This window comes from Sphingopyxis terrae subsp. terrae NBRC 15098, from assembly GCF_001610975.1.
GTDB classification, from domain to species: Bacteria; Pseudomonadota; Alphaproteobacteria; order Sphingomonadales; family Sphingomonadaceae; genus Sphingopyxis; species Sphingopyxis terrae_A.
The window spans coordinates 3,856,575-3,871,019 of sequence record NZ_CP013342.1; the positions used below are offsets into that span (position 1 = coordinate 3,856,575).

The following is a 14,445-nucleotide window of genomic DNA, read 5'->3' on the forward strand; positions in this document are numbered from 1 at the left end:
CAAGGACCGATCGTCTTGCCCACGATAGCAGGCGATCTCTTTCCTCTGACGGCCTGCGCCAGCGCCGATGGCGCTGGCGCGATGCCGGACGCATCAGTCGGCATCCTGAGCCGCGCGCTTGGGAAAAGTTCCAAGCGGACCGCGGCGATCAACGACGGTAATCCGACGGGATTTGGCTTCGATGACGAGGCGCTCCAGGACCCCGTTTCCGGGAAAGGCGACGACATAACGAGGGTCAAGCGAGAGCATGCGCTCGTTGCGCTTGAAGCCTGCGCGTGCCCCCAGGCGCATGTCAAGGGAGAAGCTGATTTGCGGGATGTTGCGTCGTTCCGCCCATGAAGATGCCAGACGGTCAACGCCCTTGGTATCACCGCCGTGGACAAGAACCATGTCAGGGACCCGGTCGTGAACCTTGTCCAGAGTAGCCCAGACGTTGTTGGCGAAAGTGAGCGCATCCTGCTCGTTTGGATGGCGTGTGCGGCCACCGGCAAAGATCACCGGCGTACCTTCTGGCATGGCGGCGCGGCGCTTGGCTTCGGACCGGGCTCGGACGAACTCGCGGCCCTCGACAAGCGCGGAAGTTAGCATGGCGCTGTGATTGAAGCGCGAACTCGACACGGGCTTCCACGAGGAGCCGAATTCGTTGAGATAGAGGGCAGCGGCCACTTCACGCATCTCTTCGAGAGCGATCATGGCCCCTTCGGCACACTGTGCCCGCTCAACCTGGGTCTCGAGTTCATGGGTGTGAATTTCGGATCCATCGGCAGTAGCGAGGAGCGCTCGGACTTCGTCGGTTGCGCGGTCGACTGCGGTCGATTTGCGGGTCGCGGAACGGTGAAACATGTTGACGAACGCCCAGCCGAGGTCCTCGGCATCGGCCTCCAGCGCAGTCCCCGTGACCATTGCAAAGAGATCGGACCAGACCGCTTCGAGAGTCTGGACGACCGCCTCGTGGACCGGAAAGTCATTGGTGAAAACAGGGGCAGGACCAATCGAAAAACCGGAAAGATCGAGGCCGGCAAGTTGGTCAGAAAATGATGAGTGCATGGGTATTGTCCTCCTGACTGGCGTGAGGCTGACGCACCCGCTCATGGCTGCGCCAGCGAGAGCCCGTCAGGGCCAGCTTGAGGCAGTCTCCGCACCCGACAGGGGAAACCCGCTTGGGCAGGCTGGCGCGGGCAGGCCAACGGCCCACAGGGCCGGGCCAACTCGGGCCTGCGCAAGCCGGGTTGCGGCAGACTGGCGGCTGGCCCAGGGCCTTTCTCGCATGGCTTCAGGCCATGAGTGCAAAAGCAAGTTTCGTCAGGGAGGACAGGCACCTCGCCACGATCAAAGTGACTGGCGCATTCAGGCCACCCGTTTTGCGTAGACGCCCTCACCGTTCGACATGTGACCGAGGCAGACGAAGTCGCCGAACAACGCTTCAAAGCGCGAGGCGATCTGGGACAGCCAGCGCTGTGCTCTGGGCGATCTGGCCGTGCGCCAATCGGCATCCCAATAGGCGCCATCGTCACGCTCGACAATCCACACCGCAACCAGGCCGGCGTAAACCGACACGCCGAAATCTGCATAGGCATTGCGCATGAGGATGCGGTCTTCGCGGCCCCGCCAACCGTCGTGGGCGATCAGGGAAGGGAATACCTGCCCTGCGCGCTCGCGCAGATCTTCGCGGAGCCACTCATATTCGAAGTCCCAGTCGTCGTCGTCTTCAACTTCGAGCACGGTGAAGGCGACAATGGCCCCGCTGGGGTAACTGACCGATCGGCCCATGACACCCTCCTTCAGGCGGCCAACGCAGCGTCGGCAGACGCTTCGTCGGTATCATCGGCAGAGATCCGTCCTCCGAGTCTGAGCAAAAGCCTTGATGCTTCCTCAGCCTTCGCGGCAGCGGTGAGAATGGCACGGTCATCCTGCTTCAGGAGCTTGAGCCAGTGCTCGATATAGCTCGCATGGCTATCGAGGTGGGTGACTGGCAGACCGAGTTCAGCGCCAAGCATAGCGCTCGAAAGTTCGGCAATGAGTTCCTCGGCAGCGTAAGCTGCAGAACCAAATCGATTCTTGAGATTGCGGTCGAGGCGACTGGCATGGCCGGTCCAATGCGACAGCTCGTGCGCGAGCGTCGCGTAATAGTGGTCGAAGCCCGAGAAGAGATGCGCAGGCGGCATTGTCACCCGGTCAGCCACTGACTCATAATAGGCTTCGTCGCCCTGATGCCGCAGTACGGCCGGAATACGGGCAAAGAATGAGTCGAGTTCAGCCTGACGGCCCTCGGGCTCCACCACCTCAAGCGTCGCGGCGGGATGGAAACGCTCGGGCAGACCTTCGACCTGATCAGCATTGAAAACCGGATAGGCCTTCAGCACACGACGACTTTCGTCGGTTTTTTCGCCGGTGTCGGGGGCTTCGACTTCCTTGGTGTAGCTCTTGTAGAAGATGGCGATGGTGGATTTTTCACCTTTGCGCACCTGCGCGCCCAGTTCTTTGGCCTGATTGTAGGTCATCCAGAACGGCGAGGCGTAACCGCACATGTCGGCAACCATCCAGAGCCAGAATACATTCATGCCGCGATAAGGGACGCCGCACGCCCGCAATGGGCGCGCGACCGGCACACCGCGCCACGGCTTGATCCACGGCTTCGTGCCGGACTCGAGGCGGGCGATGATTTCTTGGGTGATACGGGTAGCAGGCGACACTCCGCCGCTTTGTCCCTTGCGATAGGCCATGTTGGATCTCCTGAAATGGCCTGACGACAGTTCCGTCGGTCAGTGCCGGAGATCCCGGAGCCCCCTCCGCTCTCTTTCCATGAAGGAAGCGGCCCCCCGGCATGTGCCGGAGGACCGCTTCACGGTGGCGAGCAGCCGTTCCTGTCAGGAGGAGGTCAGGCGGCCAGCTCGCTCGGGGGCTGATTGTCGTCGTTGGCGACGAAATCCGCGTCGGGGCTTTGCGCTTCGTTATCGGCAGGAATTTCCGGCTGATCGGCAAAGCGCATGACTTCGGGCACCCAGGCGAGCGCCCTTTCCCGAACTTCGACCTCGGTGATGTAGGTCCCCGCGAAGACGCGCTCGGCGCTCATCGCAAGATCGCCCTTTTTCACCGATGCAAAGCGTGAGGACAGTTCCAAACCGCCAACATCGGTGAGCGCATCAAGGATGACCTGCTTCGAGACGCGGTCGAAGTAGTTTGCCGCGGTCGGACGCCACCATTGCGCCATGTCGATGCCGATCGTGCTGCCCAGATGATCCTGGAACGTGATCTGACGTTCGCCTGCCATGTTGAGGCTCGCCTCGAGCGTGCGAGCGACGACGAAGCCGAGCCATGCTGCGCGGCTTTCATCAGCGAGTGCCCGAAACATCTTGAAGCGCGACGAAGCGTCCTCGCCAGATCGCCAGCTCTCATCGAGACCAGAGCGCAGGTCCGCAAGGGATGCGCTTGCCGGCGCATCCTTCGCTTCGAACCCGACAATCGGACCCGCAGGGACGCCGCCACGCAGGGTCGTGGCCGCGCGCGACCGCCAGTCGTGGGTGTCGGCATCCGCGAGGGTGAAGACCATGATGTCAAGCGAAAGGCCGGGATCCGAGGCTACGTGGAGCGCGAGCACGTCACGACGTTGCATCGCAAGTTCGTCGACCAGGCGCTTGGAAAGCGCTGCACGGCGTTTGCCATCACTGCCGACACTCGCAACGACTTCGACGACATCTTCGTCACCAACGACTTCGATGTCGCGCTCGCCATAGAACACCGGCTGGAGAACCGGTGTGCCGTCGCGCGAGAGAACGAGGATCATTCCGGCATCGGCCTTCAGTTCGGGTGCCAGCTCCGGGGGCTTTGCCCGAATGTCCTGGCATTCGCGCTCGATCGCTTCGATCGTCGCCTCGGCCGCAGCAATTGCTTCTTCGGCGCTGTCTTCGTCTTCAAGAATGGCAGCATGCTCGTCGTACGAGGCATCGAGCTCATCAAGGCGGGCCAGTTCGGCGTCAGTCAACGGAGCCGGCTCGGCTGGAAGTCGAATGAGGCCTTCGACGAGATCGTGACTGGCATAGGCGTCAAGCGTCGGCTTGACCCAGGCAAGACCCTGCTCTGCTGCGAGCGCCTTGGCGCGCTTCTCCATCTCTTGCACGGCGAGCGTTTCGAGAAGCGCGACATCGACCCAGGACTCGCTGTCATCGTCGTCGAAGAGTTCGCGTTCGATCCGGCCACCTGCAGCGATATAGGCTTCGCGACCGACAAGACGGGCCCGAGCATCGCTGCCGCGAACCGTGCCGGAGAGCACCATGCGTCGGATACTGTCGACGCTGGGCGCATAATAGCCCGAAGACGCTTGCTCATAGACGCGAGCCTGAATTTCTTGATCGGAGGTCGCGCCGAAAGCTTTGGCGAGATCGAGAGTGATTTCACCGGATGCCAGAGCATCGAAGACGACAGGCGCGAGAATCGCGAGACGCAGACGGCCTTCGACGAAGCGGACCGTCAGCCCGAAGCGGCGCGCGACATCTTCCGTCGAGGCACCAGCATCAATAAGGGCAGCGAAAGCCTGCGCTTCATCGGCTGGGTTCATCGCGAGGCGATGGAAGTTTTCGGCCAGGCTCGTTTCGACTGCGATTTCCGCATCGTCCTCAAGCACGAGGCAGATGACCTCGTAGCCCTTCGGCAGGACTTTCTCCTCGGCAAGCGCCAGCAAGGCGCACCGGCGGCGCTCTCCGGCTTCGACCTCGAATTTGCCACGAGCCGCAGGCCGAACAATGAGGTTCTGCAACAACCCATGGGCTGCAATGCTCGCTTTCAGTTCGGAATCTGCGACTGGGTCGCCGTGACGGCGTACATTGCGAGGGGACTGGACCAACTTGGTCAGCGGGATCGTCTTGATCATGGGACTTACTCCTGATTGCGAGCTCAAGCATCGACCATCGACGCTCCTTCGGCTCAGTCAGAAGCAAGCTTCCTTTCCTCTTCTATGGGCGCAGTCGTTGATAAGGAAACCAGTCATTTACTGGTAAGATGGCATGTCACACCAGTATGATGCACGGCCCAACAGACATGTGGAACGAAGACAACGCCATTTACGATGATGGTGAATGGATTACCTGGACTGAGATCAACACACATCTGGCGCGTTTGGAGTTCGAAGCCCGGTTTCCGAACCTCGACGTCGATCTGGTTCCGATCTTTCAAGACTTGCTCGCTGTTGCGCAGAACTATTACGAGCTCACGGGTAGCCACCTTCAGGTGTATGGCGATCTCGGCGAACTCTATGGGGCAATCACTCACGGGCTCAAACTGCACCGGAATTACGCACAAGGATCAGATGGCAAAATTGGCAATCACTTCGTTGAAGTGAAGACGATTACGCCTTTCAAGAGCAACGACACAATTACGCTCAATCTCAGGCGCAACTTTAGCAAGGTCCTGATCGTGAAGATTGATTCTGACTTTGAGGTGCAGGGCAAGCTGCTCGACCGCAAAGCCCTGCCCAAGGTGAAGGGCACTACGTTGAAATTGAGTTGGGCGGATATCGTTTCATAGCTGGATTGCCTTTTGGCCTGCGCGCCGTAGATCTTTCGCTCAAGCAGAACCGACCACCCGAAACACTGCCCCTGTACCCGCATCTCGAACCAGATCGACACCCATTCCGTCCCAGTGGTAGTCGAGGTGACGTCCCTGAGTGGGGTCGGATGCACAGTCCGGGTAGAACAAGCCGACACATTCACCACCCGGATGCCGGATGCTCGGATAGACAAGACCTTCGGCCCCGCCCCCTTTAAGCTCAACAGCGAGGGCTTGCGATGCAGCATAGTTGTCGGGATCAAGTGCGGGATCGCCTGCGGCAAGGCTCCTGAGATCGTGAAGATTGGCGCTTACCGAAAGGATGATCTCACGGAACTGCGAGGTCCAACCTGGCGCTTCGGAAGTGCGAGCCATGAAGCGGACATGATGATGGATTGTCTCGAACAGCGCAGTTTCAAATGCATCCCCCGCGTATAAGACGCCGTAGGTCCCATCGGTGAATCGACTTGGTCGGTCAGTGCTGACATGCGTGAACGGGGCCATCAGATAGGATGCGCCGTTGCCCCCTACCCGGCGGTCAGCAGGTACCAGATCGAGATTGCCGATCGTCGCCATAATGCGGGGATTTGTTTTTTGCTCGGCGGAGATCAGCAGCGGCCAATCTGCAGGGTCTGCGATGTCTTCGAACAGGTCGATCGGTGGAAAGGCACTGCGGATAATCCGTACAGCGTCTTCCCACTCGACCTGGGCAACCGGAATCGCCTTGGGATCAATCACCAGGCACCACGTTCGGCATCAAGATAGCGACGCACCCGCATGATATCGGTCAGTTCGCCGCCAAGCATGACATCGAGCGCACTCGCTCCGGCAAAGGCGGCGTTACCTGCCTTAATCCAGGCGTAGCCACGCTGGGCTTCTGAAAAGATGATCCTCAGCGCCTTGTGGATACCCATCAGGTTGGAGAGCCGCGCCGCGCCATCGCGCGAGACACGGCCTGCACCCTCAGCCTTCCACCGCCGATAGGAGCGAACCGGCATGTCGAGCAAAGTCGCGGCTTGTTCGTCGGTTAGTTCCCATTTCCCAAACAGGTTCAGCACGGCGCGGAACATCGCCGCTGCTTCCTCTTGGGTTACAGGATCGGGCCGGAAGGCGTGGGGGACGGTATCAATTGGTTGCAGAGCCAGCATGACTATTCTCCATATGGCAGCATATACCACTTTGAATGCCATTTGGCAAGATGCATCAAATTTGGCCTGCAAGCCGCGCCAAGACCGCCACTGCGTTCGTCGTCGGGACGAAAAGCCGCGTCTGATAGCGTATGATCTCGGTGAAGCACCCATGTGCCTTGTACCAATCGAGGCGCGACGCCGACCAACCAGCCAGTTCGAGCCGCTGCGCGCCATTCACGAGGCTGCGCTTGAGCGTAAGCGCTTCGCGGCTTTTGATTTGCATCGGTCGCCCTGTCCCGAGCACCGCATCGACGGTCTGCTCTGCCGAAAAGGAATGTTCGTCTTCGAGCCCAAGCGCCTGGCACAGTTCGGGCACGCAATGAAGCGGAACCTCCCGACCTAACAGCGAGCGTCCGTCTCGCGCCGAGATCCGGCTGACCCGAACATAGTCGGAAGGTAGTTTGTCCCACACCGGAAGCAGCAGGCCGGTTGCAAGATGCAGTCGCTCGCGCTTGTGATTTGATGCGGCGTCATCGACCTCCGCCTGCCACAGGCGCTGAAATTCGGTTGGGTCCACCGGTTCCCAATTGCTCTCTTCGAGTTGATCGGCAGTGATGTGTCCGTGCTTCAAGGGGCGGACAAGTTCGAAACGGGCCACCCGTATACCTTCGTCTGTGAGCAGGCTGCGCGCTGGGACAAGCAGCCCGATCCGGCCTGAGCGCGTATTACGGAGAAGCTGCTGACGCGCACGTGAAAAGCCGTAGAGATCCTCGAGGCGTTCGAGACGCAAAGGCTTGAGCGCGCGGGCGATCTCGAGTTCCAGGAGATGCGTAGTCGCGCCCGACAGCGCATCGGTGCGCAGTAGCGTGTCGGTCAGCACCTCGTAATGCTCCACCGGAATGGTCTCGACCCCAATGTCGAGCGTGCCGGCCTGGCGTGCTGCATCGATCCGCGCTTCGACGAGGCCGAGAAACTCGTCAAATACGCCGTTTTGCAGAGCAATCGGCAATGCGAGGATGCGATTGAGCCAGCGCTGGATTGTTGGCAGGTCATCGACCATCCCGCCGTCGGGCCCTTCGACCCTGAGCCCGCTCAATTCCTCAAACCGAGAAAGCGTAACGGCTTCCAGCTTGCCTGCGAACAACAGGCCGAACCAGCGATGGAGCGCCTCCTTGGCGTAGGTGCTCTCGAGATTGTCGGCAGGATCGAAGAGGTTCTGCCCACCTGTCTGGCGCTGCCCTCGGGTCAGTGCCCCGAGACTGTCGAGCCGACGTGCAATGGTCGATATAAACCGACGTTCGCCACGCACGTCGGTGGTCACCGGGCGGAACAGCGGAGCCGACGCCTGATTGGTGCGGTTGGTACGGCCAAGGCCCTGAATTGCGGCATCGGCCCGCCAGCCCGGCTCAAGCAGGAAGTGGACCCGGCGCATCTGGTTCTTTGCCGCAAGGTCGGCATGATAACTGCGGCCGGTGCCACCGGCATCGGAGAAAACCAGAATCCGCTTTGTCCCGTCCATAAAATCTCGCGTTTCGGCCACATTGGCGCGCGGAGAGCGCGACTGGAGCACCTGGCGTCCATCGCGCCCGACGATCAGGCGGCGGGTACGGCCGGTGACTTCGGCGACCTGATCGACACCGAACCGTTCGATGATCGCATCGAGCGCCGTCGCGATCGGCGGCAAGGCACAGAGCTGCTCGATCATGCGGTCGCGCGCGGCAAGCGCCGAACGACAGAGAACAGGAGCACCATTCTCATCACTCATCGGTTCGGACCGGGCATTGCCATTCTCGTCCGTGAACACCGCCATCAACCGAACCGGGAAGCTTTTGGTGAGGTAATCGACCACGTATTCGCGAGGGGAGAGATCGATTTCGAGTGCTTCACGTTCCGCATCGGAGAGATCAGCGAGGCGGCGGTTGAGCATGGCTTCGGCGGTCGAGACAAGTTGCACTACAACAGCGTTGCCGTCGGCAAGTGCCGTATCAATCGCAGGCAGCAGGCTCGGCAGTTTCATGGATAGAAGGAGCTGCGCGAAGAAGCGCTGCTTGGTGCCTTCAAACACCGAAAGCGCAGCCGATTTGGCACCTGAATTGAGTGTCTCGCCACTGTCAGTGTCGACGATCCGCGTTGCCTCGAGAGCTTCGCGCAGGTTGGCATGAATGATTGCCCAGGCGTCTGCATAGGCGTCATAAACCGCTACCTGGTCGGGGGTCAGGCAATGCTCGAGAATCTCGTACTCAACTCCGGCGAATGAAAGTGCCCTCGCCGCGTACAGCCCCAGTGACTTCAGATCGCGCGCAACCAGTTCCATTGCAGCGATACCGCCATCGCGGATATCTGCGACGAAGGCTTCGCGATTGGCAAAAGCCGTCTCGGGACCCCAGAGGCCAAGACGGGTGGCATAGGCGAGATTATTGACGTCGGATGCCCCGGTCGCCGAAGCGTAGAGCACGCGGGCGCGCGGCAGCAGATTCTGGATGCGAACACCGGCAATGCCCTGCTCCGATCCCTTGACCTTACCACGTGAGCCCTCCCCGCCTGCGGCGTTGGCCATCGCATGGGCTTCGTCGAAGACGATGAGCCCGTCGAAGTCCTCCCCTGCCCATTCGAGAATCTGATCGAGCCGGGTCGCGTCGCTTCGACCCGAACGCAGTGTCGGATAAGTCACGAAGAGTATGCCCTCGCGCATCCCGATCGGGACACCGAGCTTCCATTGGCCAAGGGGCTGGACATCGATGGGAAGGCCGCCGAGCGCGCTCCAGTCGCGGCGGGCATCTTCGAGCAGAGCTTCGTTCTTGGAAATCCAGATGTGGCGCCGTTCATTCCTCACCCACCGGTCGAGGATGACAGATGCGACTTGTCTGCCTTTACCTGCGCCAGTTCCGTCACCAAGAAAGTAGCCCATGCGGTAGGCGTGCCCCTCAGCGCTCGCCTTCAAAGCGCAGCCCATGTCGTCGGGCTCGAACCGGCCCGGCAGATCGCGGGCATGCGCGCTTGCGGCATAGATCAGGGTCTCGGCCTGCGCAGCGGATAGGACGCCTCCAGCAATGATACTCGAAGGAAGCTGAGGCACCACTTCAGGCACGGGTGCGGTTATCGAACCCATCGCGACAGATTCGACCAGCGGGGTCGGGTGGGAGACCGCATCCGCAATTGAGATCCGGCTCGGCCGGTAGGGCAAATAATGCCCAACCTGGCTTTCGATCGGCGCAGGTGCTTCGAGCGGAGTAAAATCAAGCGGCAGGATCGACGGCACCGCAGCGGTTGGATGGACCTTAAGTGGAACTGGTTTCGCCCTGTTCGCCACCAGTCGAAGCGGCAATGCTGGCTTGATGCCGATGCTGGGTCCCGCGGGCAGGCTTACCCGGTCAGGGAGCATATCGATCAGCAGATGAAGCTCGGCAAAGTTTGCCGGCTGGGCGATGATCGGGCTGGTACCATCCTCAGCTTTGTCGAGAACCACGAGCCGGGTTGAGATTGAGGTGCCCTGCTTGATGAAACCGCGCTCAATCGTCGCGTTGAGGCGCAACGAGAGGGGACCAGCGATCCCGGCGAGGAACTTCGGAAGCTCGAACCATTCGGGCATCACAGCGACCAGGCGGCCACCGGGCATAAGGCGCTTCCAGGCAGAACGTAAGTGCCGGTCGCCAGTGCGGCTATCGTGGCCCCTCTCGATACCGTGTGAATAGGGCGGGTTCATCAGCACCACGCTCGGACCCACGTCGGGCGTGAGAAGTTCGTCGATCAGTTCCCCGTCAAATCCCGTGACTGTCGCCTCCGGAAACACAGTGCCCAAGCATTCGCGGCGCAGCGGCGATATCTCGTTGAGAGCGAGACGCGCAGCTGCCTTTGCTGCCCATACGCCCAGCATCCCGGTCCCGGCCGACGGTTCGAGAACCAGTTCAGCGGCAGAAATCGCGCATGCCTTTGCAGCCATCCAGGCCAGACGGGGCGGCGTCGCGAATTGTTGCCACTCGATCTGCTCGTCGCTCCGGTTGGACTGGGTCGGGACCAGACCTTCAAGGCGCGTGAAAGCCTCATCGGCAAAGCTGGATGACATTGCAGGTGAGAATTCAGTTGCCTGCGCCAGGAACAGCACCTGCGCCAATTCAAGTGCGGCATGGGCATCGCGTACGGACCAGCGTCCTTCGGCGTCGCTACCGCCGAAGTGATCGGCCATCATTGCATTCACAGTGACCCGTGAAATTGCTTGATCTGCAGCGAGCCGCGCGGCCAGCGCCCTCGCCGCAGCCAGCACTTGCGGCTCGGCGGGATCGGAGAATGCGAAAGCGGTATTTGCGTGTGACATGAGAGACCTCCTGAAGAGGCCCTGGGTTTGTCCGGGTGTCCGTTCGGATGGATCCGCCCGGGGGCCTCACAAGGCCCCAAGCCCGCTTTCCTCTAACCGACATTCAGACCGCAGCTCGGACTGAGCGCATGAGCACATCATTCCAGTCGTCGCCGGTTAGCTCCGGACGCCTGGTGACAATCAGCCGCCCTTCGCAAGCGTAGGCCTCTCGCGCACGCTCTTCAGCAAGGCGCCCGCCCGCATCATTGTCGACAAAGAGATATAGCTGGTGCACCGATTCCGGGATTGTGGCCAAGCCGAAGCGTTCGTTTCCTAGCGTCGCCCAGCAGGGAACCTTGAACATTTGCATCGCTGAGAGGGCCGTTTCGTTTCCTTCTGCGAGGCCAAGGCGTCCCTCATCCGGGTGCGCGAAACGCACCGCCCCAGAACCGGGGCTGCCTAACGCACGCCTGGGCTGATCGAAAGAAGCCAAACTAGTTTTGTCGAGGTCGAGGAAGGAGCGATGCAGCGCGAGAATTCCGGCATCATTGCGCACGGCCGCGACCATCGCGGGAAGAAACCGGACAGCACCCTTTGGCCCCAGAGGCATACGCGGGTGGAAACGCAGCTCCGGCGAAGCAATCGTGATGCCTCTGGACACGAGGTACTTTTCGGCGGGGCTGCCAGCGATGGTCGACGCCTCACGCCAGAGCCTCAGCGCATTGCGATTGGCGACTTCCTCGCGCGGTTCGGCCACGATCGGACCACTCGTGCCGTCGAACAGATCCGCAATTCGTATTCCGAGCCCGGCCATGGCTTCTATCACCGCCTCGTTCGTGCAGCCGGCAAAGCAATGAACAAGAATTGCGCGCTTTCCGAGCGTGATGCTTAGCGAAGGAGTGCGGTCGTCGTGGGCCGGGCAGCAGCACATTCCGCGCGAACGCGACCAGGCACCGCCCAGCTGCTCGACTATCTTGCGCGCGCGGGTTTCCAGTTGCAGACCTTGGAATTGGGATGATCGGTGTTGGTGCATGGGGGCATCTCCATTGTAACGTGCCTCCACCCGCGCAGCCTCCGCTCTGCGTCGCTGACGTTTCATTTTCCTACATCGCATGTTCTATATATGTTCTTTCCCGATTCGACCACCAAAGGATTCGGGAATGAGACTGAAATGGGCAGTAGTTGCAGCGGCAACGACAGGATTTGGGTCCGTCCTCCCCGCTCACGCGCAGGAACTTGAGCCCACTCAGATGACCGTTGCCTCGGAGTTGACGACCGATGGCTTCCGCGTTGCAGAAGGAACCGATGGCTTCCTTCTCGTCGAACACGGCATTTGGAGAATGCCTCCAGCGGGCTCGTCCGAGCCGCCGGCGACCGATGCGGGTCGAACCTATTTGCCCTATCGATATCCAAAGCCCCAAGGCAGCGCGCCATCCGGCTTCCGTCGGGCAAGCTACCTTCCTCATGTTTACGCTGCTGAGGCTCAATACTCGCTACCAAGTGGCCTTCTCGACGCTCTTGTATGGACGGAATCACGATATAATCCCATGGCCATCAGCAAGGCAGGCGCCGCAGGTTTGGGACAATTGATGCCAGGGACAGCGCGGGACCTTGGCGTTTCAAATCGCTTCGATCCCAAGGCGAACATCTTGGGTGCGGCCAGATATCTACGCCAGATGCTCGACAAATTCGGGGTAGTTCATCTCGCCCTCGCTGCCTACAATGCGGGCCCTGGCGCCGTCGAGCGGGCCGGCGGTATCCCACGTAATGGCGAGACACCGGCCTATGTGCGCGACGTGCTGCGTCATTGGCAATTTTGAGCAGGGGGTGGTTTGTGAGTTCCGGTCGAATACGCGTGTCGGGAATGCTGAGCCGCGGACGACGCGGAATGATCCTGACCACGAAATCGGACGAGGTTTGGATCGTCGAAAGCGAGGAAGTTACCGACGATCTCATCGGTTCGAACGTGATTGTCGAAGGCGTCGTTGCAGGCATGGATCGCCTACGCGCCGACTGGATTGGCGCGGGCAGTCATCTTTCTTGATTCTGGGGAGGATATTTCGCGACGAGCAGTAGAACCTCCCTACCCCACAGTGCGAGAGCTTCGCGTTTTTCATTCGTGTACTGATGCCGATGATAGACCCCGGCGACGCCAGCCATTGCCGAGCCGGACTGATGATTGAGAACGGCTTCTGAAACGACCAGCGGTATTCCAATCCTTTGCAGTCCGGTCGCCACCGTCCGGCGAATGTCATGCATGGTAAAATGAGCGGCTTCATAGCCGAGTTTCTCGTCCACGCTTGCCCTTATCCGCTTCCAGGCCTTTGACAGCCCACTGACACTGTTTGTGCTGGTGACCTTGGATGCCAATAGAATTTGGGATTGCTTGTGAGCATCTTCAGGCGCGATCCCGGCGGCCGTGAAGATGTCGGTGACGACCTCGAGAGCCTGTGCGGATAAAGGCACCACATTTGCCTTGCCGTTTTTCGCTCTATCTCCTGGTACAGTCCAGACTTTCCCCTTGAAGTCGAATTCGTCGCAAGTGGCGTCGAGCACCTCTCCCCGGCGCTGGGCCGTGAGAATCAACATCTGCACAAGATGACCAAACGGATAGCCATCCTCGACGGCGGCTTGCCACAGTGCAGCGACCTCTCGATCGCTGAGCACCCGGTCGCGAGGCTCGCTCCTTTTTGGGCGCCAGGCGTCCCGGCACGGATTGGCTGGCAAATGTTCAAGTCTGGTGAGCGCCCATGAGTAGAACGTCGAAAGGTGCCGATAAACGATGCGAGCCATCGTCAGGGTTTCCTTGCCCCGCTCAAATGCGATCTTCTCTACGAAGCGGCTGACGTCGCTTCGGGTGATCGAATCGGCGAGGCGGTCGCCTAGCTCAGGTTCAATGTACTTGCGGAAAACCCGGTCGAACTCATTCGCGCTCCGCTTTTTGCCGACGATCTGTTGAGCCAGGTATGTCTCGTATAGTTCAGCGACGGTGCCGACACCCTTCGATCCCTTCCTCTTAGCTCCCGGCTTTCTGGCGATGCTTTTGCCTTGCTCAACATCGACGAGTAGGTCCCGCGCCTTCCGACGGGCGTGTGCAAGAGTGAAATTCGGGCCATGCCGCCCGATAGTCACGTTCAACCATTTACCTTGGACGCGCTTACGCAAGATATAAGTCTTGGTGCCGCTCGCTCCCATTCGGAGCCGCAGACCGGTCACGATGCCATCCGCGACCTCAATCTGCCCGCTTGCAGGCGCTTTCAATCCTGCGATCCGAGCATCTGTCAAACCAACCTTGTTCGCCATATGATCCTGCTACCTTAGGTAGCTTTTTGTAGTGGATACTGGTGAACATTTCAAGAACAATGCGGACTATGAATCGCAGATTTCCGCCGTTTTTGGACGCATGCGGAAGCGTAAGGACCCTCTGATTTCAGCTCTTAATCAGCGGGTCCTAGGTTCGAGCCCTAGTGCGTCCACCATTTC

General features: G+C 60.2%; 12 protein-coding genes and 1 tRNA gene. 4 read left to right on the forward strand and 9 right to left on the reverse strand.

Annotated features, from left to right (window positions below; genetic code table 11):
- Positions 1-93: 93 nt before the first annotated feature.
- The 4 genes from AOA14_RS18455 to AOA14_RS18470 all read right to left on the reverse strand — a co-directional run bounded on the left by AOA14_RS18455 (position 94) and on the right by AOA14_RS18470 (position 4,867).
- The gene (locus tag AOA14_RS18455) at positions 94-1,047 is read right to left on the reverse strand and encodes a DUF2493 domain-containing protein (RefSeq protein ID WP_062902854.1); all 954 of its coding nucleotides are present in this window, start codon (positions 1,045-1,047) and stop codon (positions 94-96) included.
- Positions 1,048-1,347: 300 nt separating this feature from the next.
- On the reverse strand, positions 1,348-1,770 hold the full coding sequence (locus AOA14_RS18460; protein ID WP_062902855.1) for a hypothetical protein: 423 nt from the start codon (positions 1,768-1,770) through the stop codon (positions 1,348-1,350).
- An 11-nt stretch (positions 1,771-1,781) separates the two neighbouring features.
- Positions 1,782-2,723, reverse strand: a complete 942-nt coding sequence (locus tag AOA14_RS18465; RefSeq protein ID WP_062902856.1) for an ArdC family protein — start codon at positions 2,721-2,723, stop codon at positions 1,782-1,784.
- A gap of 155 nt (positions 2,724-2,878) precedes the next feature.
- Positions 2,879-4,867, reverse strand: coding sequence for a ParB/RepB/Spo0J family partition protein (locus AOA14_RS18470; RefSeq protein WP_062902857.1), 1,989 nt, complete (start codon positions 4,865-4,867; stop codon positions 2,879-2,881).
- Between the two features lie 167 nt (positions 4,868-5,034).
- Between AOA14_RS18470 and AOA14_RS18475 the strand changes: the two genes are divergently transcribed.
- Positions 5,035-5,520 (forward strand): hypothetical protein, encoded by a 486-nt coding sequence (locus tag AOA14_RS18475; protein WP_082395703.1) that lies wholly within the window; start codon positions 5,035-5,037, stop codon positions 5,518-5,520.
- A gap of 39 nt (positions 5,521-5,559) precedes the next feature.
- On the opposite strand, the gene AOA14_RS18480 is transcribed toward AOA14_RS18475, so the two are convergent.
- The 4 genes from AOA14_RS18480 to AOA14_RS18495 form a co-directional block, all read right to left on the reverse strand.
- Positions 5,560-6,279 (reverse strand): RES family NAD+ phosphorylase, encoded by a 720-nt coding sequence (locus tag AOA14_RS18480; protein ID WP_054729020.1) that lies wholly within the window; start codon positions 6,277-6,279, stop codon positions 5,560-5,562.
- The gene (locus AOA14_RS18485) at positions 6,276-6,689 is read right to left on the reverse strand and encodes an MbcA/ParS/Xre antitoxin family protein (protein ID WP_054733577.1); all 414 of its coding nucleotides are present in this window, start codon (positions 6,687-6,689) and stop codon (positions 6,276-6,278) included. Before AOA14_RS18485 ends, AOA14_RS18480 begins: the two co-directional genes overlap by 4 nt.
- Positions 6,690-6,744: 55 nt before the next feature.
- Positions 6,745-10,983: a strawberry notch family protein gene (locus tag AOA14_RS18490; RefSeq protein WP_062902858.1), complete on the reverse strand. Its 4,239-nt coding sequence runs from the start codon at positions 10,981-10,983 to the stop codon at positions 6,745-6,747.
- Positions 10,984-11,086: 103 nt separating this feature from the next.
- Entirely contained in the window at positions 11,087-11,995 is a 909-nt protein-coding gene (locus AOA14_RS18495; RefSeq protein WP_054729029.1) for a DUF7146 domain-containing protein, read from the reverse strand.
- 217 nt (positions 11,996-12,212) lie between these two features.
- Between AOA14_RS18495 and AOA14_RS18500 the strand changes: the two genes are divergently transcribed.
- Positions 12,213-12,782, forward strand: a complete 570-nt coding sequence (locus tag AOA14_RS18500; protein ID WP_234715934.1) for a lytic transglycosylase domain-containing protein — start codon at positions 12,213-12,215, stop codon at positions 12,780-12,782.
- A gap of 68 nt (positions 12,783-12,850) precedes the next feature.
- On the forward strand, positions 12,851-13,006 hold the full coding sequence (locus AOA14_RS19965; protein ID WP_167346279.1) for a DUF5818 domain-containing protein: 156 nt from the start codon (positions 12,851-12,853) through the stop codon (positions 13,004-13,006).
- On the opposite strand, the gene AOA14_RS18505 is transcribed toward AOA14_RS19965, so the two are convergent.
- Positions 12,994-14,265, reverse strand: coding sequence for a tyrosine-type recombinase/integrase (locus AOA14_RS18505; RefSeq protein ID WP_062902860.1), 1,272 nt, complete (start codon positions 14,263-14,265; stop codon positions 12,994-12,996). The genes AOA14_RS19965 and AOA14_RS18505 overlap by 13 nt on opposite strands.
- Before the next feature lie 94 nt (positions 14,266-14,359).
- On the opposite strand from AOA14_RS18505, the gene AOA14_RS18510 reads away from it, so the two are divergent.
- A tRNA-OTHER gene (locus AOA14_RS18510) sits at positions 14,360-14,441 on the forward strand.
- Positions 14,442-14,445 lie beyond the last annotated feature (4 nt).